18 protein-coding genes are annotated in these 22,564 nt (G+C 42.2%); 7 read left to right on the forward strand and 11 right to left on the reverse strand.

Going from position 1 to position 22,564, the window contains the following annotated elements:
• Positions 1-136: 136 nt before the first annotated feature.
• A complete protein-coding gene (fghA, locus tag AAEZ02_RS08950; RefSeq protein ID WP_124012916.1) occupies positions 137-982 on the reverse strand; it encodes an S-formylglutathione hydrolase in 846 nt (281 codons plus the stop codon).
• A 74-nt stretch (positions 983-1,056) separates the two neighbouring features.
• Positions 1,057-2,187 carry an S-(hydroxymethyl)glutathione dehydrogenase/class III alcohol dehydrogenase gene (locus AAEZ02_RS08955; protein WP_101033442.1) on the reverse strand — a complete coding sequence of 377 codons (1,131 nt, stop codon included), beginning with the start codon at positions 2,185-2,187 and terminating at the stop codon, positions 1,057-1,059.
• Positions 2,188-2,328: 141 nt separating this feature from the next.
• Between AAEZ02_RS08955 and AAEZ02_RS08960 the strand changes: the two genes are divergently transcribed.
• Positions 2,329-3,204 carry a LysR substrate-binding domain-containing protein gene (locus tag AAEZ02_RS08960; protein ID WP_124012917.1) on the forward strand — a complete coding sequence of 292 codons (876 nt, stop codon included), beginning with the start codon at positions 2,329-2,331 and terminating at the stop codon, positions 3,202-3,204.
• A gap of 17 nt (positions 3,205-3,221) precedes the next feature.
• Here the strand turns inward: AAEZ02_RS08960 and AAEZ02_RS08965 are convergent, their stop codons facing one another.
• From AAEZ02_RS08965 to rpmH, 6 genes are all read right to left on the reverse strand, one after another.
• Positions 3,222-3,839, reverse strand: coding sequence for a 3'-5' exonuclease (locus tag AAEZ02_RS08965; protein WP_124012918.1), 618 nt, complete (start codon positions 3,837-3,839; stop codon positions 3,222-3,224).
• Between the two features lie 13 nt (positions 3,840-3,852).
• Entirely contained in the window at positions 3,853-5,214 is a 1,362-nt protein-coding gene (mnmE, locus tag AAEZ02_RS08970; RefSeq protein WP_124012919.1) for a tRNA uridine-5-carboxymethylaminomethyl(34) synthesis GTPase MnmE, read from the reverse strand.
• Between the two features lie 81 nt (positions 5,215-5,295).
• Positions 5,296-6,921, reverse strand: coding sequence for a membrane protein insertase YidC (yidC, locus tag AAEZ02_RS08975; protein WP_101033445.1), 1,626 nt, complete (start codon positions 6,919-6,921; stop codon positions 5,296-5,298).
• Positions 6,922-6,924: 3 nt separating this feature from the next.
• Positions 6,925-7,179, reverse strand: a complete 255-nt coding sequence (gene yidD, locus AAEZ02_RS08980) for a membrane protein insertion efficiency factor YidD (protein WP_101033446.1) — start codon at positions 7,177-7,179, stop codon at positions 6,925-6,927.
• Positions 7,146-7,502: a ribonuclease P protein component gene (rnpA, locus tag AAEZ02_RS08985; protein ID WP_101033447.1), complete on the reverse strand. Its 357-nt coding sequence runs from the start codon at positions 7,500-7,502 to the stop codon at positions 7,146-7,148. Before rnpA ends, yidD begins: the two co-directional genes overlap by 34 nt.
• A 12-nt stretch (positions 7,503-7,514) precedes the next feature.
• On the reverse strand, positions 7,515-7,652 hold the full coding sequence (gene rpmH / locus AAEZ02_RS08990) for a 50S ribosomal protein L34 (RefSeq protein WP_101033448.1): 138 nt from the start codon (positions 7,650-7,652) through the stop codon (positions 7,515-7,517).
• A 445-nt stretch (positions 7,653-8,097) separates the two neighbouring features.
• Between rpmH and dnaA the strand changes: the two genes are divergently transcribed.
• The 5 genes from dnaA (at position 8,098) to AAEZ02_RS09015 (ending at position 15,375) form a co-directional block, all read left to right on the forward strand.
• Positions 8,098-9,483, forward strand: coding sequence for a chromosomal replication initiator protein DnaA (gene dnaA, locus AAEZ02_RS08995; protein WP_101033449.1), 1,386 nt, complete (start codon positions 8,098-8,100; stop codon positions 9,481-9,483).
• Between the two features lie 19 nt (positions 9,484-9,502).
• Positions 9,503-10,603 carry a DNA polymerase III subunit beta gene (gene dnaN / locus AAEZ02_RS09000; RefSeq protein WP_101033450.1) on the forward strand — a complete coding sequence of 367 codons (1,101 nt, stop codon included), beginning with the start codon at positions 9,503-9,505 and terminating at the stop codon, positions 10,601-10,603.
• A 92-nt stretch (positions 10,604-10,695) separates the two neighbouring features.
• Positions 10,696-11,778: a DNA replication/repair protein RecF gene (gene recF / locus AAEZ02_RS09005; protein ID WP_101033451.1), complete on the forward strand. Its 1,083-nt coding sequence runs from the start codon at positions 10,696-10,698 to the stop codon at positions 11,776-11,778.
• A 15-nt stretch (positions 11,779-11,793) separates the two neighbouring features.
• Positions 11,794-14,214 (forward strand): DNA topoisomerase (ATP-hydrolyzing) subunit B, encoded by a 2,421-nt coding sequence (gene gyrB / locus AAEZ02_RS09010; RefSeq protein ID WP_124012920.1) that lies wholly within the window; start codon positions 11,794-11,796, stop codon positions 14,212-14,214.
• A 108-nt stretch (positions 14,215-14,322) separates the two neighbouring features.
• Complete coding sequence (locus AAEZ02_RS09015) at positions 14,323-15,375, forward strand: HDOD domain-containing protein (protein ID WP_351122799.1); 1,053 nt, start codon at positions 14,323-14,325, stop codon at positions 15,373-15,375.
• Between the two features lie 134 nt (positions 15,376-15,509).
• Here AAEZ02_RS09015 and glyS read toward each other — a convergent pair whose 3' ends face one another.
• The gene (glyS, locus tag AAEZ02_RS09020) at positions 15,510-17,594 is read right to left on the reverse strand and encodes a glycine--tRNA ligase subunit beta (protein ID WP_124012922.1); all 2,085 of its coding nucleotides are present in this window, start codon (positions 17,592-17,594) and stop codon (positions 15,510-15,512) included.
• 9 nt (positions 17,595-17,603) lie between these two features.
• Positions 17,604-18,509 (reverse strand): glycine--tRNA ligase subunit alpha, encoded by a 906-nt coding sequence (gene glyQ, locus AAEZ02_RS09025; protein WP_101033455.1) that lies wholly within the window; start codon positions 18,507-18,509, stop codon positions 17,604-17,606.
• Between the two features lie 112 nt (positions 18,510-18,621).
• Between glyQ and AAEZ02_RS09030 the strand changes: the two genes are divergently transcribed.
• Positions 18,622-19,185: a DNA-3-methyladenine glycosylase I gene (locus tag AAEZ02_RS09030; protein ID WP_101033456.1), complete on the forward strand. Its 564-nt coding sequence runs from the start codon at positions 18,622-18,624 to the stop codon at positions 19,183-19,185.
• Between the two features lie 92 nt (positions 19,186-19,277).
• On the opposite strand, the gene AAEZ02_RS09035 is transcribed toward AAEZ02_RS09030, so the two are convergent.
• Positions 19,278-22,460 carry an amidohydrolase family protein gene (locus AAEZ02_RS09035; RefSeq protein ID WP_124012923.1) on the reverse strand — a complete coding sequence of 1,061 codons (3,183 nt, stop codon included), beginning with the start codon at positions 22,458-22,460 and terminating at the stop codon, positions 19,278-19,280.
• Between the last annotated feature and the right edge of the window lie 104 nt (positions 22,461-22,564).

Genomic DNA, 22,564 nt, shown 5'->3' on the forward strand with positions numbered 1-22,564 from the left:
GGAATGACCTATGTTGCAGTGGCTAATATGTTTGGGGCGGCAAGGGGCTATTTTCGGTTGAGAATTAATCATTAATATATTGATTAATAATAAAAAACGAGCTATCTAGGCTCGTTTTATTATCTGCTTATAGACTTTATAACCGTGCTAGGTGTTTTGCATGAAAACGCAGATGGTCTTCTATAAACGTTGCGATAAAATAATAGCTGTGGTCATAGCCTGGTTGCATTCTTAGCTCAAGCGGATAACCTTTGGCTTTAGCCACTTGTACTAAGGCTTGTGGTTTGAGTTGCTCGTCTAAAAAATTGTCGTTGCTGCCTTGGTCCACTAGCGCGGGGACAAAGTGTTGACTATGGTTCATTAACTCACAACTGTCATATTGAGCCCATTGCTTTTGATCATCCCCCAAATAACCGCGAAAGGCTTTGATCCCCCAAGGGCAGTCTATTGGATGACAAACAGGGCTAAACGCTGACACACTTTGGTATCGCTGTGGATTTTTTAAGGCGATGGTTAATGCACCATGACCCCCCATCGAATGGCCACTGATACTGCGCTGTGTTGTTACCGGAAAGTGGGCTTCAATCAATGCTGGCAGTTCGTTCACTACATAATCATACATTTGATAATGCTGCTTAAATGGTGGTTTTGTGGCATTAAGATAAAATCCTGCCCCTAAGCCAAAGTCATATGCGCCGTCTTTATCATCTGCGACACCTTCCCCTCGCGGGCTGGTATCGGGTGCCACAATTGCTATTCCTAGTTCGGCAGCGATGCGCTGTGCGCCCGCTTTTTGCATAAAGTTTTCATCAGTACAGGTGAGCCCTGACAACCAATATAACACCGGTACTTTTTGGCTTTCTGCTTGTGGCGGTAAGTAAATGGCAAAGCGCATAGTGCAATTAAGTGCGCTTGATTGATGACTATATTGTTTATGCCAACCACCAAATGCTTTGGTACTGCTGATACTTTCAATGGTCATTAAGTGTCCTTATTTGTCAGCAAGCAGTTAAGCAGTCTGAATGCTTAACTGCGCCTGCGATGATGAATTAAGCGTTACTTGGCAAAGTGAATTACACTGCGAATACTTTCGCCTTTGTGCATTAACTCAAACGCATGGTTAATATCTTCAAGACCCATAGTGTGGGTAATAAAGTGGTCTAGTTTGAATTCGCCCGCTAAGTATTGTTCAACAATACCGGGTAACTCGCTGCGTCCTTTTACCCCACCAAATGCACTGCCACGCCATACACGACCCGTGACCAACTGGAATGGGCGGGTTGATATTTCTTGGCCTGCGCCGGCAACTCCAATAATGACCGATTCGCCCCAACCTTTATGACAACATTCTAATGCACTGCGCATCACATTGACGTTACCGATACATTCAAACGAGAAATCCACGCCGCCATCGGTCATTTCTACAATCACTTCTTGAATCGGCTTATCAAAGTTTTTAGGGTTAATGCAATCGGTTGCCCCTAATTTTTTAGCCAATTCAAATTTAGATTCATTAAGATCTATACCAATAATACGGCTGGCACCTGCCATGGTGGCACCAATAATTGCAGATAAACCAATACCGCCTAGACCAAAAATAGCCACAGTATCGCCTTGTTGAACTTTAGCTGTCTTTAGAACAGCGCCCATTCCAGTGGTAACACCACAACCGAGAAGACACACTTCTTCAAGTGGCGCGGTTGGATTCACTTTTGCTAACGATATTTCTGGTAATACTGTGTATTCCGAGAACGTTGAGCAACCCATATAATGGAAAATAGGTTGGCCATCTTTAAAGAAACGTGTAGTGCCGTCTGGCATTAACCCTTTTCCTTGAGTAGCGCGAACCGCGCTGCAAAGATTGGTTTTACCAGAAGTACAAAACTTACAAACACCGCATTCAGCGGTATACAGCGGAATAACATGATCGCCTACTTTTACGCTAGTGACACCGTCACCGACCATATGAACAATGCCGCCGCCTTCATGACCAAGAATCGCTGGGAATACGCCTTCAGGATCATCGCCTGAAAGTGTGAATGCATCTGTGTGACAAACGCCTGATGCCACAATTCGTACCATGACTTCACCTGGTTTTGGGTACATTACATCGACTTCTTCTACCGATAGTGGCTGACCAGGTCCCCAAGCAATTGCGGCTTTTGACTTAATAAATTGTGCTGACATAAATGATTTCCTTAACATTAGCTACCATGGTCGACATGGCTGATCGTAATAACTTCAGTGTAGTGTATTTAGCCATTGTATTTGTTTATCATATAATGATAATTAGCTTGTTTTACAAATGACTTTTACGAGAATGTAATAATGATGAAGTGGGAAGGTATTTTTGAATTTGTTGCCGTGGCCGAAACCAACAGTTTTACGGCTGCAGGTAAGCGTTTGGGTATTTCTACTGCGCAAGTGAGTCGACAAATCAGCCAGTTGGAAAATCGTTTAAACACCAAATTATTTTATCGCACCACCCGTAAGGTATCACTAACTGAAGAAGGCATGGTTTATTATCAGCATTGTCGTCAAGTGTTAAACAGTCTTGATGAAGCAGAGCGAGCTATTTCAAGTTTAAAAGATAAACCGCAAGGCTTGATTAGGATTACCGCGCCAGTGACCTACGGTGAAAAATTTATTATGCCGATAGTAATTGATTTTATGCAGCAATATCCTGACATTGAAGTGGTTTGCGAATTAACAAATCAACAACTTGATTTGGTTGATGGTGGTTATGATTTAGCTATTAGGCTTGGGCGTTTACTCAATTCCAGCATGATGGCAAAACGATTAACCAATAGACGCCAGTACGTGTGCGCCGCACCGAGTTATATTGCTAAATACGGTACACCTTATGCTTTATCTGAACTGACTCAACATAACTGCTTAATTGGCAGTCAGCCTCATTGGCATTTTGTTGAAAAAGGCAAACCTAAGACGGTAAAAGTGCATGGATCTTTGGCATGTAGTAGCGGCTTGAGTTTATTGAATGCGGCAATTTTGGGTTTGGGTATAGTGCAGTTACCGGGATATTACGTCAATGATGCCATTGCTGAGGGGCGATTGGTTGTATTACTTGCACCTTTTCAACAACCAAAAGAAGGCATTTGGGCTTTGTATCCGCACAATCGTCATTTATCACCAAAGGTGAGATTGTTGGTCGATAAGTTATCGCAAGAGTTATCATTAAAGTGATTCAATCACTGATAAATTTAGCTCATAGTCCGTAAAAACCGCGCTATTTGAGCTTTAGGAAGACTGGATATTTTGTTGACCATATCAATGGTAATCGGTTGTTTTGGAAGTTGTTGCTGCAATACTTCTATTTGATGTAACCATAAATGACTTGTCATGGTGGCGTCGGCTAATGCGCGGTGAAATACGCCATCGTTAGGTAACTGATGATGATCCACTAGCGTGCCGAGCTTATGATTGGGGGCATCTTGGCTTATGCGGCGAGATAACAATAAAGAGCAGCAAAAGATCCCTGAATATTTCAGCTTGTGTTGGCTAAATTCAGCATCGAGAAACTTCTTATCAAAGCTGGCATTGTGTGCCACCAAATTAAATCCATCGATAAATTTGGCAAATTGTCCCATTACTTGCTTTGACACTGGGGCATGTTTGAGCATGTCGTTGCTGATACCTGTGTATTGTTCAATAAAGCTATTGACTCGCCGACCAGGATTAATAAGTTCCTGAAAGGTATCGACTATTTGACCATCGACCAATTTTACCGCGCCGATTTCAATGGCACGGTCACCATTATCGGGTGACAAACCTGTGGTTTCAAAATCGAGCACCACAACTTGGTTAGCGAGTGTTGTCATTAATATTGTCTACTTATTTACCGATACAAAATGAACTAAAAATCTTGCCGAGCAAATCATCTGAGGTAAATTTACCGGTGATTTCAGATAAGGCTATTTGTGTCATTCGAAGCTCTTCAGCCAGTAATTCACCGGCTAAATACACTTCAAGCTGTTCTTTACCTAGCTGTAAGTGACTTGCGGCAAGATCGAGTGCTTCTAAATGGCGACGACGGGCAATAAAGCCACCCTCTAAGTTACTTTGGTAACCCATTAATGATTTGAGATGTTGCTTTAACTCATCAACACCTAAACCTGTTTTGGCCGATATCCGATAAACGTTATTGCCCTGTTCTTCGGTTTTGTCTAAGGTTTCACCGGTTAAATCGGCTTTATTACGTACGACTGTAACCCCAAGTTTTGCCGGTAGGCGGTCGATAAAATCTGGCCAAATCTCGTGAGGGTTCACGGCATCGGTTGTGGTGCCATCGACCATAAACAATACTCTATCTGCTGCGGCTATTTCGGCCCATGCGCGTTCAATACCAATTTTTTCAACAGTGTCGAGCGTATCTCGTAATCCTGCTGTATCTATTATGTGAAGTGGCATACCGTCTAAGTGAATGTGTTCGCGTAGCACGTCGCGAGTCGTACCGGCAACTTCCGTTACAATAGCCGATTCTTTACCTGCTAACGCATTCAGTAAGCTAGATTTACCGGCATTTGGGCGACCGGCAATAACAACTTTCATGCCTTCGCGGATAATAGAACCTTGCTTGGCGCTGGCTTGTACCGTGTCTAATTTATTGATGATTTTATATAACGCGTTGGCGATTTTACCATCGGATAAAAAATCGACTTCGTCATCGGGGAAATCAATTGCGGCTTCCACATATAAACGTAGGTTGGTGACTTGGTCGACAAGCTCATAGACTTCTTTTGAGAATTCACCTTGTAGTGACAACAATGCACTTTTCGCAGCCTGTTCACTGGTGGCATCGATTAAGTCTGCAATTGCTTCTGCCTGAGTTAAATCGAGCTTATCGTTCATAAAGGCTTGTTCGCTGAATTCACCTGGTCTAGCAATGCGAATACCATCGATTTCCATGACGCGCTTGATTAGCATGTCGAGCACAATTTGACCACCATGACCTTGTAGTTCAAGTACATCTTCGCCAGTAAAGGAATTGGGTCCTTTAAAAAATAGCGCAATACCTTGGTCAATAACCTTACTGTCAGCACTGTTAAAGTCACAATATTCAGCGTAACGCGTTTTTGGCACATGGCCAATAATGGCGGTTGCAACATTAGTGGCTAAGTTACCAGAAATACGAATGATGCCTACGCCACCTCGTCCGGGGGCGGTCGCTTGTGCCACAATAGTGTCTGTTGTCACGGTAGTACCTATAAAATTGATAAAGGAAAAGGCGGCTAATCAGCCGCCTTTTTAATCAGTTATACAACATTGAGCTTAGGCTTATTTTATGCCATTTTTCTCAAGGCCGGCATAAATAATCTTCTGCTGAGTAATGGCAACTAAGTTACCTACTAACCAGTAAAGTACTAGACCTGCTGGGAACCATAAGAAGAAGACGGTAAAGATAACGGGCATCCACTGCATCATTTTTACTTGCATAGGATCCATCGTTGGCGCAACCGGTTGCATTTTCTGCATTAAAAACATCGACAAGCCCATTAATAATGGCAAGACGTAGTATGGATCTTGTACCGATAAGTCGTTAATCCATAGCATGAATGGCGCATGGCGTAATTCATAGCTTTCTAGCAGCACCCAGTAAAGCGCGATAAAGATTGGCATCTGTAACAAAATAGGTAAGCAACCTCCCATAGGGTTTACTTTCTCTTTCTTGTACAGCTCCATCATCGCTTGACCCATCTTCTGACGGTCATCGCCAAAGCGTTCTTTCATCTCAGTCATTTTTGGCTGCAGATTACGCATTTTGGCCATCGAAGTGTATTGCTTCTTGGTCAGGGGATATAAGCCACCACGTACCGTTAAGGTAATCAAAATAATTGCTACACCCCAGTTACCCACAAATGATTGATAGAACATCAATAACCAATGGATTGGAATGGCTAACCACCATAAGAAACCGTAATCAACAACCAAGTTTAAGGTTTCAGAAATAGCTGAAAGCGCTTTTTGATTTTTAGGGCCGACATAAAACTGTGAGCTAATATCTTGTGTGACGCCTGGTGCAATATCATATACCGCGCCGCGAAAACCTATATTGGCTAGACCACCAGAGACTCTTGAGAAAATGGTGTTTGAATCTATTGCTGGCGGAACCCAAGCTGACACAAAGTAATGTTGTAGCATTGCTGCCCAACCACCTAATGTGACTTTAGCAAGATTCTTATCAGCCATATCGTCAAAATTATATTTCTCATAACGAGTATCTTCAGACGAGAAAGCACCACCACGATAAGTCGGCATAATCATGCTGCTTTCTGATTCTTTAATCGTTTGCTTAATTTGACCATACATTTGCACTTGTAACGGTGCCGTTGAGGTGTTGTTGATAGTGTAATCTACGCCGACATCATACTGACCACGGGTAAACGTAAAGGTTTTTACGTAGGTGACACCGTTGTCTGCTGTAAAAGTAAATGGCACTGTTAATGTGTCTTTGTCTTCAGCTAAAAAATATGAACTGGCTTGAACATTATAAGTTGCACGACCATTAGCACTACTATCAATACCATCACGACCAATAAGGCCACTTTGAGCGATATAAGTGAAATCATTTTGCTGATCTAAAATAACGAAAGGGTCGTTACTGTCTATTTCGCGTTTATGTTCCACTAATGCGGCATAAACAATGTCACCACCAATAGGGCTTATTTTAATAACAAGCTTATCGGTTTTAACGCTAATAAGGTTTTTAGTTGCAGGTAATTCTTCTTGTACCCCAATAACATCTGCTTCTGGAACGTCATCACTGTGTTGTGGGGCGGCGTTAGTTTGGCTAACAGTTTGTGCTGCTGCCGGTTGTGGTGCTTTATCTGTTTGCCATTGTTGCCACATTAAAAAGCTGACAAACAGCAGACCGATTAGCAATATATTGCGTTGAGATTCCATAGCCTATTTATTACACCTGTCATTTTTAGGGGGGACGGGATCACTACCGCCTGCATGTAAAGGGTGACATTTTAATATGCGTTTTATTGCAAACCAACTACCTTTTAGTGTTCCATGTGTTTTTATTGCTTCTATAGCGTAATAAGAACAAGTTGGATTAAACCGACAACGCGGTCCCAATAAAGGGCTGATAATAATTTGGTAACCACGGATAACCGTAGTTGCTAGCCATTGTAACGGCGACTGAGTTTGCGCCATAGCTTTTCTACTAATTTGTGTAGTTCTGCATTTTCCATTTCCATCACGCCATTTCTGACTAATACAACGATATCTATATCTGGGATGTCGTGTTGATGTAAACGAAAACTATCTCTTATCACACGTTTGATACGATTACGTTGGTTTGCACGTTTAACAAAACGTTTTGCAACGGTTAACCCTAAACGAGGATGTTGCTCTGAATTTGGAATTGCGAGCAGAGTTATTTCAGCAGAGGATGCTTTGATTGGATTGGAGAATACAGATTTAAATTGCGCGGGAGTTAACAAACGTAACTCCCGCGAAAAGGTATAGCTAGTCACCTGGTTATCTACTTATGCAGATAAACGAGTGCGACCTTTCGCACGACGACGTGCAAGTACCTTACGGCCACCTACAGTAGCCATACGAGCGCGGAAGCCGTGAGAACGCTTGCGCTTCAGGTTGCTAGGTTGAAAAGTACGTTTACTCATTATGGCAATCCGTCTTTGTTAGTGAATTTTCCTTATCTCCAAAATTAGAGTTAAGGGTAAAAAAGAGGCAGAATTGTAATCACTTTAAGTACTGTCGTCAATAACGAAAGTACTTATATAATAAATTTATGCCAATCTTTATTTGAAGCTACTAACGATTAAGCACCATAAGATGTGGATAAGTCTGTGTACAGACACTATATCTTGTGGATCTTTCATTGTTTCAGTAGATCAAAGAATCGCTATTATAGATCAAGGTGGATCGGTTAATAAAGCTGGATTTGCTTGAAATTCACAATTAATCGATCGTTTTCGATCTTTGATGATCATCGATTTATACATAGAATGATCACGCTGGGGATAAATCTGCTTTTAAGGATAGCGATCATAGTGATCTCACTATAGAATACATCTCCTTTGTTTAAAGATATTTGGGGATAAATAAGTGGCGGTTTCACTTTGGCAACAATGTATCGGCAGACTGCAAGACGAGTTATCAGCGCAGCAGTTCAGTATGTGGATCCGTCCGTTACAGGCTGAAATGGATGGTGATACATTGGTTTTGTATGCGCCAAATCGTTTTGTGCTGGATTGGGTACGCGATAAATACATCAATATCATTAATCAATTTTTTACTGAACAAATGGGCGGTAATGCACCCAAGTTACGTTTTGATATTGGTAGCCGTCCTTCTGCACGCCAAGTTGCGCCAGCGCCTGTAGCTGCTAAGCCTGTGAATCGTCAAACGAAAGCCCAAGTGGGAACGACGTCTTTTAATACCCAGGCCGAACCGATTATCAATCCCAACCACCGCAGTAATATTAACCCAACATATCAGTTTGATAATTTTGTTGAAGGTAAATCGAACCAATTAGGTAAAGCTGCGGCATTGCAAGTATCTGAAAATCCTGGTGGTGCTTATAATCCGTTATTTTTATATGGCGGAACCGGTTTAGGTAAAACCCATTTACTGCATGCTGTGGCCAATGGCATTATTAAAAACAATCCTAATGCTAAAGTGGTATATATGCATTCTGAGCGTTTTGTACAGGACATGGTTAAGGCCTTACAAAATAACGCCATTGAAGAATTTAAACGTTATTACCGCAGCGTAGACGCGTTATTTATTGATGATATTCAATTTTTTGCCAATAAAGATCGTTCACAAGAAGAATTTTTTCATACCTTCAATGCTTTACTAGAAGGTAATCATCAAATTATTTTAACCTCTGATCGTTATCCTAAAGAGATCGACGGGGTAGAAGATCGCTTAAAATCACGTTTTGGTTGGGGGTTAACCGTAGCGATTGAACCGCCGGAGTTAGAAACCCGCGTGGCGATTTTAATGCGTAAAGCACAAGAGAATGGCATTAATTTACCCGATGAAGTGGCTTTCTTTATTGCCAAGCGTTTACGTTCAAATGTACGTGAATTAGAAGGTGCACTAAACCGTGTGATTGCTAATGCTAACTTCACTGGACGTCCTATCACCATCGACTTTGTGCGCGAAGCATTAAGAGATCTCTTGGCACTGCAAGAAAAATTAGTCACTATAGATAATATTCAGAAGACTGTTGCTGAGTACTATAAAATAAAAATGGCAGATATGCTGTCTAAACGCCGTTCTCGCAGTGTGGCAAGGCCTAGACAAGTGGCGATGGCGCTATCTAAAGAACTTACTAACCAAAGTTTACCGGAAATTGGTGATGCTTTTGGTGGTCGTGACCATACGACAGTATTGCATGCTTGTCGTAAAATCGCCCAACTGCGCGAAGAGAGTCATGACATTAAAGAAGATTATGCTAACTTGATTAGAACTTTGTCTTCTTAATTCAGGGATTGTAGACACGATGAAATTTTCAATTGATAGGGACGCCCTGTTAAAACCGTTGCAGCTAGTGTGTGGCGCGGTAGAACGCAGACACAATTTACCTATTTTAGCCAACTTATTAGTTGAAGTTAGTGAGTCCTCACTTAAGCTAACGGGCACTGATTTAGAAGTTGAGTTAGTGGGCCAAGTGGCAATTCATGGTGATATTGATATCGGTCGTACCACCGTTCCAGCCAAAAAATTGCTGGATATTGTTAAGTCATTACCAGAGCAAAGTGAATTAAAAGTCGAACAGCAAGATAATAAATGGTTATTGCGTTCCGGTCGTAGCCGTTTTTCATTGGCAACATTGCCTGCTGAAGATTACCCCAACGTTGAAGAATTCCAAGCAGATATCGAATTTAGCTTAAAGCAAGGCGTGTTGAAGTCGATTATCGATTCAACTCAGTTCTCAATGGCTAACCAAGATGTGCGTTATTACCTTAACGGTTTGTTATTTGAAACCGAAGGTAATGTTTTACGTGCTATAGCCACAGACGGACACCGTTTAGCGCTAAGTCATCGCACGTTAGATATCTCATTACCTGAAAAACAAGTGATTGTGCCTCGCAAAGGGGTGGTTGAAATGGCACGCTTGCTCGACAGTGACGATCAGGACATTACCATTGCGATTGGTGATAATGCCATTCGGGCCGTGACTACCTCCGCTGTGTTTACCAGTAAGCTCGTTGATGGTCGCTTCCCTGATTATCGTAGAGTGTTACCTAAGGGTGGCACTAAAGTGGTCATTGCCAGCCGAAATCAGCTAAAACAAGCATTAACCCGCGCCTCTATTTTGTCGAATGAAAAATTCCGTGGGGTTCGTATTCAGCTTGAACCTGGGTTATTGAAAATTACTGCTAATAACCCAGAGCAAGAAGAAGCTGAAGAAATCATTGATGTTGATTATGACTCTGATAATTTAGAAATTGGTTTTAACGTCAGCTATCTACTTGATGTGTTAAATAACTTAGCCAGCGATGAAGTGCGTATTACCTTAATTGATGGTAATTCGAGTGCTTTGATTGAGAACCACAAAGAAGAAGATTCTATGTATGTGGTGATGCCTATGCGTCTTTAACGGGTTATCGTCTGATTGTTTATTAAGGTGCTGTAAGGCACCTTCTTTGTCTATATAGGATTATTTATTCTGGTTATCACAAATAGGTCTACATGAGTTTATCGCGTCTTACCATTGGTTCATTTCGTAACATTACCTCTGCGTCATTACAGCCTTGTGATGGCTTAAATTTGATTTACGGTCAAAATGGCAGTGGCAAAACCAGTATTCTTGAAGCCATTTACTTTTTGGGTATGGGCCGCTCGTTTCGCAGCCACTTATCGCAACGGGTGATCAACCATGATGACGATAAACTGACCCTATTTGCCCAGTTAATTGACGCCGACAGAGACTATAAAATTGGTTTACGTCGCCATCGAAGTGGTGAGATTGAAGTTAAAATCAATGGCGAGAAAGTGAAGCGTTTATCAACGTTGGCCGATACTTTGCCCATTCAAGTTATTACTCCAGAAAGTTTTTCTTTATTGTTCGAGGGACCTAAAGCTCGCCGTCAATTTATCGATTGGGGGGCATTTCATTCCGACCCGTATTTTTATCAAGCTTGGGTGAATACCAGGAAGGTATTAAAGCAGCGCAATCAATTACTTAGAAATCAATCACCCTATAGCCAAATACAATTTTGGGATAAGGAGTTGGTGCGGTATGCTGAACAGGTTACCGATATACGAAATCAATATGTAGACTCGTTAAATGGGCTACTAAAGGGTATAATCGGAGTGTTTTTACCTCATATTGATATTAAGGTTTCTTTTACCCGAGGATGGGACAGTAAAACGGATTTTTCACAATTACTTGAAAACCAATACTCAAGAGATTTAGCCGCAGGTAATACGGGTAGCGGGCCCCATAAAGCAGACTTACGTTTGCGTGTGGGTACTTTACCCGCGCAGGATGCGTTGTCCCGTGGACAATTAAAATTATTAGTCTGTGCACTACGTATTGCACAGGGAAAGTTGCTCAAACAACAGCTAGATAAAAACAGTATTTATCTGGTTGACGATTTACCGTCAGAGTTGGATGCACAGCATAGGCAGCTATTGCTTCAGCAGTTAACCGAAACCGGTGCACAAATATTTGTCACCGCGATTGATCCGCTAACAATAGTCGATTCGTTATCTAGCCCTCCAAACAGGACGTTTCATGTGGAACAAGGGCTGGTAACAGTTATTGAATAACAACGAGAGATAAATATGTCAGAGAATAGTTACGATTCTTCGAGTATCAAGGTATTAAAAGGCCTTGATGCAGTCCGTAAGAGACCTGGTATGTACATTGGTGATACTGATGATGGCACAGGTCTTCATCACATGGTATTCGAAGTGGTTGATAACTCTATCGATGAAGCTTTAGCAGGCCATTGTAGCGAAATCACCATTACCATTCATTCCGATGGTTCAGTCTCAGTAAAAGACGATGGTCGTGGTATTCCTGTTTCGATACATGAGGAAGAGGGTATCTCTGCTGCTGAAGTGATTATGACCGTACTTCATGCTGGTGGTAAGTTTGATGACAACTCATACAAAGTCTCTGGTGGACTTCACGGTGTGGGTGTTTCGGTCGTTAATGCTTTATCGCGAAAGCTGCAGTTAACTATTCGTCGTGCAGGTAAAATCTATGAGCAGTTTTATACTCATGGTGTACCTGATGCGCCTATCAAAGAAATCGGCGATGCGGTGACAACCGGCACCGAACTCCGTTTTTGGCCAAGCAGTGAGACGTTTACTAATAATCTTGAATTCCATTTTGAAATTTTAGCCAAACGAGTACGTGAACTCTCATTCTTGAACTCTGGTGTGGGCATTCGTTTAGTTGACGAGCTCGAGAATAAAGATGAGTTCTTTAGATATGAAGGTGGTATTAGAGCCTTTGTTGACTACTTAAACCGTAACAAAACGCCGATTAACAAAGATGTATTCCATTTTGCACACGAACGCGAAGACGGTATTACCGTTGAAGTGGCAATGCAGTGGAACGATGGTTATCAAGAAAATATTTATTGTTTTACCAATAATATTCCTCAGCGCGATGGTGGTACTCACTTAGCCGGTTTCCGTGGAGCATTGACGCGTAACTTGAATAACTACATGGAACGTGAAGGTTATAACAAAAAAGGTAAAACCAACGCCACCGGTGATGATGCGCGCGAAGGCTTAACTGCGGTTATTTCTGTTAAAGTACCGGATCCAAAGTTTAGCTCGCAAACGAAAGATAAACTTGTTTCTAGCGAAGTGAAAAGCGCTGTTGAGCAAACGATGGGTGAGCAGTTAAACGATTACCTATTAGAAAACCCAGCAGATGCTAAATTAATTGTTGGCAAGATTGTTGACGCTTCACGGGCGCGCGAAGCGGCTCGTAAAGCGCGTGAAATGACTCGTCGTAAAGGCGCATTAGATTTAGGTGGTTTGCCTGGTAAGTTAGCTGATTGCCAAGAGAAAGACCCTGGTCTTTCTGAAATATATATAGTGGAAGGGGACTCTGCTGGCGGATCTGCCAAGCAGGGGCGTAATCGTAAAAACCAAGCTATTCTTCCACTGAAAGGTAAAATCTTAAACGTAGAAAAAGCGCGTTTTGACAAAATGTTATCGTCTCAAGAAGTGGCAACACTGATCACGGCATTAGGTTGTGGTATTGGCCGTGATGAGTATAACCCTGATAAGACCCGTTATCACAATATCATTATCATGACCGATGCTGATGTCGACGGTTCACACATCCGTACCTTGCTACTGACCTTTTTCTTCCGTCAAATGCCAGAATTGATCGAACGTGGATATATTTATATTGCTCAACCACCGCTCTTTAAAGTAAAAAAAGGTAAGCAAGAACAATATTTAAAAGACGAACCCGCGTTAACGGAATATTTAACTACTCAAGCACTTGATGGTACAAGTATTTACCCAAGCAAAGGTGCTTTTGGTATGTCTGGTGAGCCATTAGAGCGCTTGGTGGCGCAGTATCGTGAAGTTGAACGCATCATTAAGCGTCTAGAAAAACGCTTCCCGTCCAACTTACTTGACCGTATGTTGTATCACCCAGAAGTCACCGCGGATGTGTTGAATGACGAAGCGAAAATGACCACATGGTGCAATGACTTTATTGCGGCATTAGTTGAGCGTGAAAATAGTGGCATTATCTACACTGCGAATGTCATGCTTGATCCTGAACGTAAGGTTTACACTCCTAGTGTGACAATCCGTAAACACGGTATTGATTTCAGCTATCTATTTGGTCATGACTTCTTCACGTCAACGGATTACCAACGTATGGCTAAATTAGGTGCTGCGTTACACGGTATGATTGAAGAAGGCGGTTACGTACAACGTGGCGAACGTGTTAAAGACGTTGAAAGTTTCTTAGAAGCGCTAGATTGGACGATTAGTGAAGCGAAACGCGGTCTTTATATTCAACGCTATAAAGGTTTGGGTGAAATGAACCCTGAACAGTTATGGGAAACCACAATGGATCCGGAATCCCGTCGTATGTTACGTGTGACTATTGAAGATGCAGTTGCTGCAGATCAGCTCTTTACGTGTTTGATGGGCGACCAAGTTGAGCCGCGTCGTGAGTTTATTGAAACCAATGCGCTTAATGTTGCAAACTTAGACGTATAACATAAATTATGTGTGTAAATGGGTGCCTTTGGCACCCATTTTTTTACTATATTGATTGCTATTATAATCAATATAGCAATTAATCAACAGCTTATAAGGTTTGTAATCGTGGTTATTAGTTTTTTTAAAAATTTATTTAATTTTCGTGACCACAATGAACAAGTCAAATTTACTGGCATAACCACAGTAGAGAAACGTCAACAAACTAAACCGAAAGCGCCAGTCCCTGTAATTGAGATCACCGTAAATCAAGCCGCTGAATCACAGTTAGACTTGTCTAGTTTATTTTATAGTTTGTTATTTTCAAACCAACAAACGACAGTAACTGGGATCGCCAATAATTTAGAGCGTAGCGTGATGCGAAATATTGAACAGGCATTAAGCTCACCTCAATCGATTGCAGAAAACGTATTAAAGCTACCCAGTAAAATACTGGAACTCGATAAAAAACTTGCCGATGACAGTATTGAAACCCAAGCGTTAATAAAACTCATTGAGCAAGATCCATTATTGTGTGTTGAAGTCCTTAAACTTTGTAATTCATCCGCTTTCAAACGAGCGAATAGTGATGTTAGTAGTATTCAGCAAGCATTAGTTCAAGTGGGTCGACAGCAATTAAGGCAATTTATTACCGCGTGTTTAGCCCGTCAGTTGATAGATATAAAACCTATTTATTTTAGACGGTTCGGCGCTGAAATTTGGCGCCACTCTATGCAAGTGGCTTTCTTGGCCAGCGAGTTAGCCAAGCCTGATCAGCGTGACAGTGCTTTTCTTTTGGGCTTGCTCCATGATGTCGGTAAAATTGCTATTTTTAAAATGCTGGTAGATGCTTTTTATCAAGCTGAACCTGGAGATCAGCCTAACTCACAGCTATTTAAGCAGGTCATGACCACAAAGTCGTTAACCCTGAGTGCGCTTTTAGCCCGTTATTGGCAACTACCACAACACTTTGAAACGCCATTAACTCTCCTTGCCAATAGTAATATTAAGCCTACAGACGATATGGCACTGCTAGTCTGGAAAGCTAATATTATTAGTGAGTGCTCAATGCTAAAGCAAGTCGATAAATTACCTAAACCGGCATTAACGGTTTTGTTAGCTCAAGTAGAGTGTAACGAAGAAGATTTTATTGCATTACATCAAAAGCTTATGCAATTTTAAATTAACCTCAGTCCGGGAATAGGAGCAGTTTTATAACCATTTATGACCCCAAGTTTAGGCTTAATGAGTATAACGCCCATAAAAAAGCGCCTTTCGGCGCTTTGTCACTTCATTTTAGTGGCAGCTGAAGCAAACTATTGCAGTAATGAAATATCTGCAACGTGTAAGAACTGCTCACGAAGATTGGTTAATAAGGCTAAACGATTATTTTTCAATGCTTCATCATCAGCCATTACCATCACATCTTCAAAAAACAGATCGACACTTTCGCGTAAGTCAGCTAGCAAGGTTAATGCTTGTTGGTAATCGCCATTGGCAAACAAGGGGGCTAACTGCGGTTGCAGTTGTGCTAGTTTGTCGGCTAAGGCTTTTTCTGCTGTTTCGGTTAATAGTGCTTGGTTGATGGTTTCAGGCAGTTTACCTTCAACTTTAGCCAGAATATTCGATACCCGTTTATTCGCTGCTGCAAGCGCGGTAGAAGCGTCTAAACCACGGAAGTGAGAAACAGCATTAATACGGCTGTCAAAGTCTGCTGGACGAGTAGGGCGACGAGCAAGTACGGCCAAAATAACATTGACTTGAATGCCTTTATCTTGGTACCAAGCACGGAAACGTGCGAGCAGGAACTCAAGGACATCTTCGCCGCTATTGGCATTAGTCACGTTAGCTGCGTGCAATGCTTGAGCTTTAGCTATTAATTCAACTAAGTCGAGTGGCAGTTTGTTTTCAACGATAATGCGTAAAATACCAATGGCTGCACGGCGAAGGGCAAATGGGTCAGCCGCCCCTTTTGGAGCTTGGCCAATACTAAAAATACCCACTAAAGTATCGAGCTTTTCAGCTAACGCAACGGCACATGATACGCTTGCTGTTGGTACTGTATCCCCAGAAAACTTAGGTTTGTATTGCTCTTCAAGCGCCACGGCAACGGCTTCTTCTTCGCCGTCTAAACGGGCATAATGCATGCCCATAGTGCCTTGAGTGTCGGTAAACTCCATAACCATATTGGTCATAAGATCGGCTTTAGACAATAAACCGGCGCGGCTGGCATCAGCACTATTAGTGTTTACACCATTGTCGTTCATTTGCGTTGCAATGAAACCAGCTAGCGTTGAAATACGCTCAACTCGGGCCTTTAATGTGCCCAGTTGTTTTTGAAATACCACAGTTTCCAAGCTATCAATACGAGATTCAAGCTTTTGTTTCTTATCAGTATTAAAGAAAAACTCTGCATCAGCAAGACGAGGGCGCACCACTTTTTCGTTACCTGATATAATCTGTTGTGGATCTTTTGATTCGATGTTGGTAACAAAAATAAAGTTAGGCAGTAGCTTGCCTGCTTTATCAAATACGGGGAAGTATTTTTGGTCACCTTTCATGGTGTAAACCAAGGCTTCAGAAGGCACATCTAAAAACTTTTCTTCAAAACTGGCCGTCAATACAATTGGCCATTCAACTAATGAGGCCACTTCTTCTAATAAGCTGTCTTCAATATCGGCAACGCCGCCTAATTTGGCTGCAGCGGCTTCAGCATCGGCTTTAATCAGTGATTTACGCAGGTGATAATCGGCAAGGACTTTTCCTTGCTCTTTAAGCGCGGCGAGGTAGTTGTCTGCATGATCCAATTCAAAGCTCGCTTGGCCCATAAAGCGATGTCCGCGAATTACGCGGTCAGATTTAATCCCAAGTAATTCGCCAGAAACTATTTCGCTACCTAGTAACATGGTCACTGTGTGCACAGGGCGAATAAACTGCGTTTTGTTGTAACCCCAACGCATTCGTTTTGGAATAGGTAACTTGTCTAACGCTCGCTGTGCCATGTCAGTAATTAAGCTTTTTGTTTCAACGCCAACTACTTTAGCTTGATGAACTAACCATTCACCTTTATCGGTCACTAAACGTTCGGCCTGTTCAACAGTAATACCGTTACCACGCGCCCAACCTTGTGCTGCTTTAGTTGGATTACCGTCTGCATCAAATGCTGAACTGACTGCGGGTCCACGTTTTTCAATCACTTTATCGGCTTGAGCTTGTGCTAAACCAATGACATTAATCGCTAAACGTCGAGGGGCTGCGTACCAAGTTGCAGATTCAAAAGGTAAATCTGCTTTGGTTAATTCATCGGTAAAGTTTGCTAGAAATGATTCGGCTAAAGTGCGCAGTGACTTTGGCGGTAACTCTTCGGTACCAATTTCAATGAGTAAGTTTTCAAAATTCATTCGTTACCTCTACTTACACATTGGGAAGCCAAGAGCTTCACGTGCTTGATAATAAGATTCTGCAACACCTTTTGCCATCGTGCGAACGCGAAGAATATAACGCTGGCGTTCGGTAACTGATATAGCATGGCGAGCATCAAGTAAGTTGAAAGCATGTGATGCTTTCATGACTTGCTCGTAAGCAGGTAATGGTAGCGGTTTTTCGAGTGATAAAAGGTGATGGCACATTTTTTCACACTGGTCGAACAGGGTGAACATAAAGTCGACATCGGCATGTTCAAAGTTATAAGTTGATTGCTCAACTTCGTTCTGATGGAAAATATCACCATAAGTGACACGACCTAAAGGTCCGTCGGTCCAAACAAGATCGTATACACTATCAACTTCTTGAATATACATCGCTAGACGCTCAAGTCCGTAAGTGATCTCACCGGTAACGGGGCTGCATTCAATGCCGCCGACTTGCTGGAAATAAGTAAACTGAGTCACTTCCATTCCATTAAGCCAGATTTCCCAGCCCAATCCCCAAGCACCTAATGTTGGTGATTCCCAATTGTCTTCAACAAAGCGAATATCATGTATTTGGGTATCAATGCCGAGGGCTTCAAGTGAGCCAAGATAAAGTTCTTGGATGTTGTCTGGCGATGGCTTGAGGACTACTTGGAATTGATAGTAATGTTGTAGGCGATTAGGGTTTTCACCATAACGTCCATCAGTAGGACGGCGAGACGGTTGCACATATGCACTGCTCATTGGCTCTGGGCCTAATGAACGCAAGAACGTCTGCGGGTGAAAAGTACCAGCGCCAACTTCCATATCCAGAGGTTGAACAATAGCGCAACCTTGTTGCGCCCAATATTCCTGAAGGGTTAGAATAAAACCCTGAAATGTCTTTACGTCGTGTTTCGTCGTCATGTCTACTACTGTCAGGCTATTAATAGAAAATGGTTATGATTATACCTTGTCGAGCAAGGCAGATGTAGGTTATTTTTTAACGTATACATAAAAACGTTAATGGGACTCTAGTATGCAAGTTAACCGATGTGGTTGGGTAAGTGAAGATCCTTTATATCAGCAATACCACGATACGGTTTGGGGACGACCTCAATTTGATCCCAAACAGCTTTTTGCTAAGTTATGTTTAGACGGTCAGCAGGCTGGATTATCGTGGCTTACTATTTTAAAAAAGCAGCAAAACTATGAGCAATTTTTTGCCAATTTTGAGCCCAGTATTATTGCCCAATATGATCAACACAAGGTGGAAGCATTAATGCTTGAACCGGGTATTGTGCGTAATCGACTTAAAATAAACTCGATCATCAAAAATGCCAAAGCCTATATGGCTTTTGTAGAGCAGGGTAATGATTTTGCTACTTTTTTGTGGGATTTTGTCGGCGGTTCGCCTAACGTTAATCAGTTTGAATCATTGAGTCAAGTTCCAGTGCAAACTCCTGAGTCTGAAGCTATGTCTAAGGCATTAAAAAAGCTTGGCTTTAATTTTGTCGGGCCCACAATTTGCTATGCGTTTATGCAGGCGGTGGGGATGGTTAATGACCACACCACAGATTGTCATTGTTATGGGCAGTTTTAATGAGTCTTGATCGATAATAAAAAGGGCTGTTCCACGTGGAACAGCCCTTTTTTGTCTAAGTCACTTTATTGTAAGTTAACATATTAACTGGTTTAGATTTTCTCGAAGAAAAATGGTTTACGTTGGTGTTTATCACCATTTAGTTGATCCATGGTTTCTGAGTTAAACAACTTACCATTGACCATGGTATAAGTGACTTTATCAGTAGTTCTGATATCGGCTAATGGATCGCCATCAACCACTATTAAGTCTGCCAACTTACCGACTTTAATAGAACCTAGTTGATGGTCCATTCCAAAGGTAATAGCAGGATTTATGGTCGCGGTTTTTAACACCTCCATATTACTCATTCCACCTTGAGCAAACATCCACATTTCCCAGTGAGCGGCTAGACCTTCACGTTGACCGTGTGCACCAATATTGGGTTTTACGCCGAGTTCATTGAGTTCATTTGCTACACGCGCCACGTTAAAGTGGTTGTAATGTGCGTCGGGTGCTGTGGTTCTGCGCATTGAACGTGCATCTAAAATATCGTGTGGTACATACATGCTTAGCCGAGGGTGAGCCCAAACATCGGTTTTGTCATACCAGTAGTTTTCGCCGGAAATACCACCATAGGCGACAACCAGTGTCGGGGTGTAATGGACTTCCGTCTGGCTCCAAAATTGTTTGATGTCGTTATAAATCGAGGCAACGGGTAATGAGTGCTCTACCGTTGTGTGGCCATCGGCAATCATTGACAAGTTATGTTGTAATAAACTGCCGCCTTCTGGTACCACCATCATTTCAAGTTCGCGTGCCGCGGCGATAATTTGCTGGCGCTGATCGCGACGTGGTTGGTTATAGCTTTTAACACTAAAGGCACCAACTTTTTTAAGACGCTCTAAATGGAATTTAGCATCATCGAGCGAGTCAACGTGCGAGGTGTAACCGGGTAGATTTGCGCCATACAAAATGGTACCGGTTGAAAAAATTCGTGGCCCAACAATTCTGCCGGATTTTTGCTGCTCAGAAGCGGCAAATATTTCAGTGGTGTCATTTGATGGATCATGGATCGAGGTCACCCCAAGTGATAAACCTGAATACAATGCCCAGTTTTGCTGTGGAATAATTTCATCATCTGCTTGACCTCCATGAGCGTGGGCATCGAATAAGCCTGGCATAATCGTTTTGCCGCTGATGTCGATGACTTGGGCGTCTTTAGGAATAGTGGTATTAGCACCGCCGACGCTAACAATTTTATTGTCTTTAACAATGACAACACCATTGTCGATCACCTTGTCATTTTCCATGGTGATTACTTTGCCGCCAGTAAACACCACGGTTCCACGTGGAACATCAGCGTTGTCTTTAAAACCCAGAGAGGTGATTGTAGGTTCAACTTTGGTTTCAGACTTTCCATATTGAGTGTCAACTTCTGCTTGATATAAGTCTGGGCCTAAGGTCCAATAAAGTTGGTTGTTTTTTCCGTTCCAGCTAATGCTTTCACCTGCTCTGGTACTCAATTGGATGATAGGCAAATTAGTGGCTTTAGGGCCAATAGCAATGGTTTCACCGTGTTTTGCAAAAGGCGTCACATACACTCTAAAGCGTTCTGCAAACGCTAAGTGCTCACCGTTTGGAGATAGACGAAACTCAGTGGCATGCTCACTGGTGTAATGGGTCCGTTTTTCAAAACCATTCATGCCGATGGATGCGAACTCTGGTGTCTCATCTGAATCCATAAAGTAAACCCGTTCTGGGTCCGCGCCAAATTGGGGCTGATGGCCACTGGCAGTTAGTTTGGTATTCTGTTTACCCTTGATATCGACTTTATATAAACCAGGTTCTTGTGACCAAGTCCGTGGTGTTATGTCGCCACCACGCGCTTTACGGTAAACAACATAGTCGCCATTAGGTGAAAAGGTCGGTTCAACATATTTACCAGGCTCACTGGTTAGTACTTTAGCTTTGCCACCACGGGTGCTAACGACCCTAACGGTGCCTTGTAGTTGGTCTGTCCAAGTGGTAAACACAATATCTTTGCCGTCTCGAGACCATTGTGGGAACAGTTCATTTATATCTTCGTCTAAACGCGTTAGACGTGTTTTTTTACCATTATTTATATTACGGATCCAAATTTTACCTAGAGCCTCAAACACCACTTTGTTGCCGTCTGGTGACACTTGTGCCATACGTAGCATTTTTACATTAAACTCATCTTGGTCGAGATTTTGGGTAAAACGGACCGAGGGTTGAATGTCTCGTTGAGCCTTAACACTAAATGGAATGTCACAGACTTGTTTGCTGTCTACGTCGAGTTTGTTTATTTTACCTTTAGCCCAAAATACGATGTGCTTGTTGTCATTGGTCCATGACATTGTCGGGTAAACACCATGGATTGCCCAGGTTTCCTGCATATCACGATCAAGCTTGTCATAAAGCTTGGTTTCTTTACCTGAGGTTAAATCGACAGAATATAACGTCGATTGGAATCCATCGCGTTTGATGTATGCCAGTGTTTTACCATCAGGACTTGGTGTTGGACGAATTGCACCACCGGTACCTTCGATTATGACTTCTATATCACCCGTCTGAGTATCGTAACGCTTTATTTTATAAATGCCTTTAACTGAGTCTTTAGAGTAGTGAAAGGTTTTGCCTGGGGTGGCATCTTGGCTGAAGTAGATGTAACGCCCATCGGGTGAGTAAGCGGGTTCGCCTAAATCTTTTTGTTCATTTGGGCGCTCTGTAAGTTTAACGCCTTCACCCCCTGCGATGTGATACATCCATACTTCACCAGCTCCTAAGCTGCGGGTACCGGTAAAATGTTTTCTGGCCACCAGGTATTGTGAGTCTGGACTCCAGGCAGGGCTATTTAATAGACGGAACGTTTCGGTGGTAATGGGGTGGGGATTAGTGCCATCGGCATTCATAATCCAAATATTATCGCCGCCATCCTCGTCAGAGGTAAAAGCAATATATTTACCATCAGGACTATAAACGGGCTGCATTTGCCAAGCAATACCTTGTGCTAGTGGGGTTGCTTCACCACCAGCAATCGGTATTTGGTAAATGTCGCCTAATAGATCAAACACAAGGTGTTTACCGTCTGGTGACACATTGATATTCATCCAAGTACCTTCAGAAACATTAATGTCTATTTTTGTCAGAGGTGCACTTTCAGGCGCATTGACGAGCCATTTGGTTTTTTCAACTTCAGCAAAGGCTGCTGTATTTAGCCCTAACGTTAATGCCAGCGCGGTATAAAGTGGTGTTAGTTTTTGTGTAAACATAAATTATCCGTTATTTTTTTAGTTTGTTGTTGGCTTTGTTATTCTAGTTTTTTATTTTACGAATAGCGTTAAATCAGTTCATTTATTCTTAATTCTTATATTAA

Source organism: Shewanella sp. T24-MNA-CIBAN-0130, from assembly GCF_040310185.1.
Classification (GTDB): domain Bacteria; phylum Pseudomonadota; class Gammaproteobacteria; order Enterobacterales; family Shewanellaceae; genus Shewanella; species Shewanella psychromarinicola.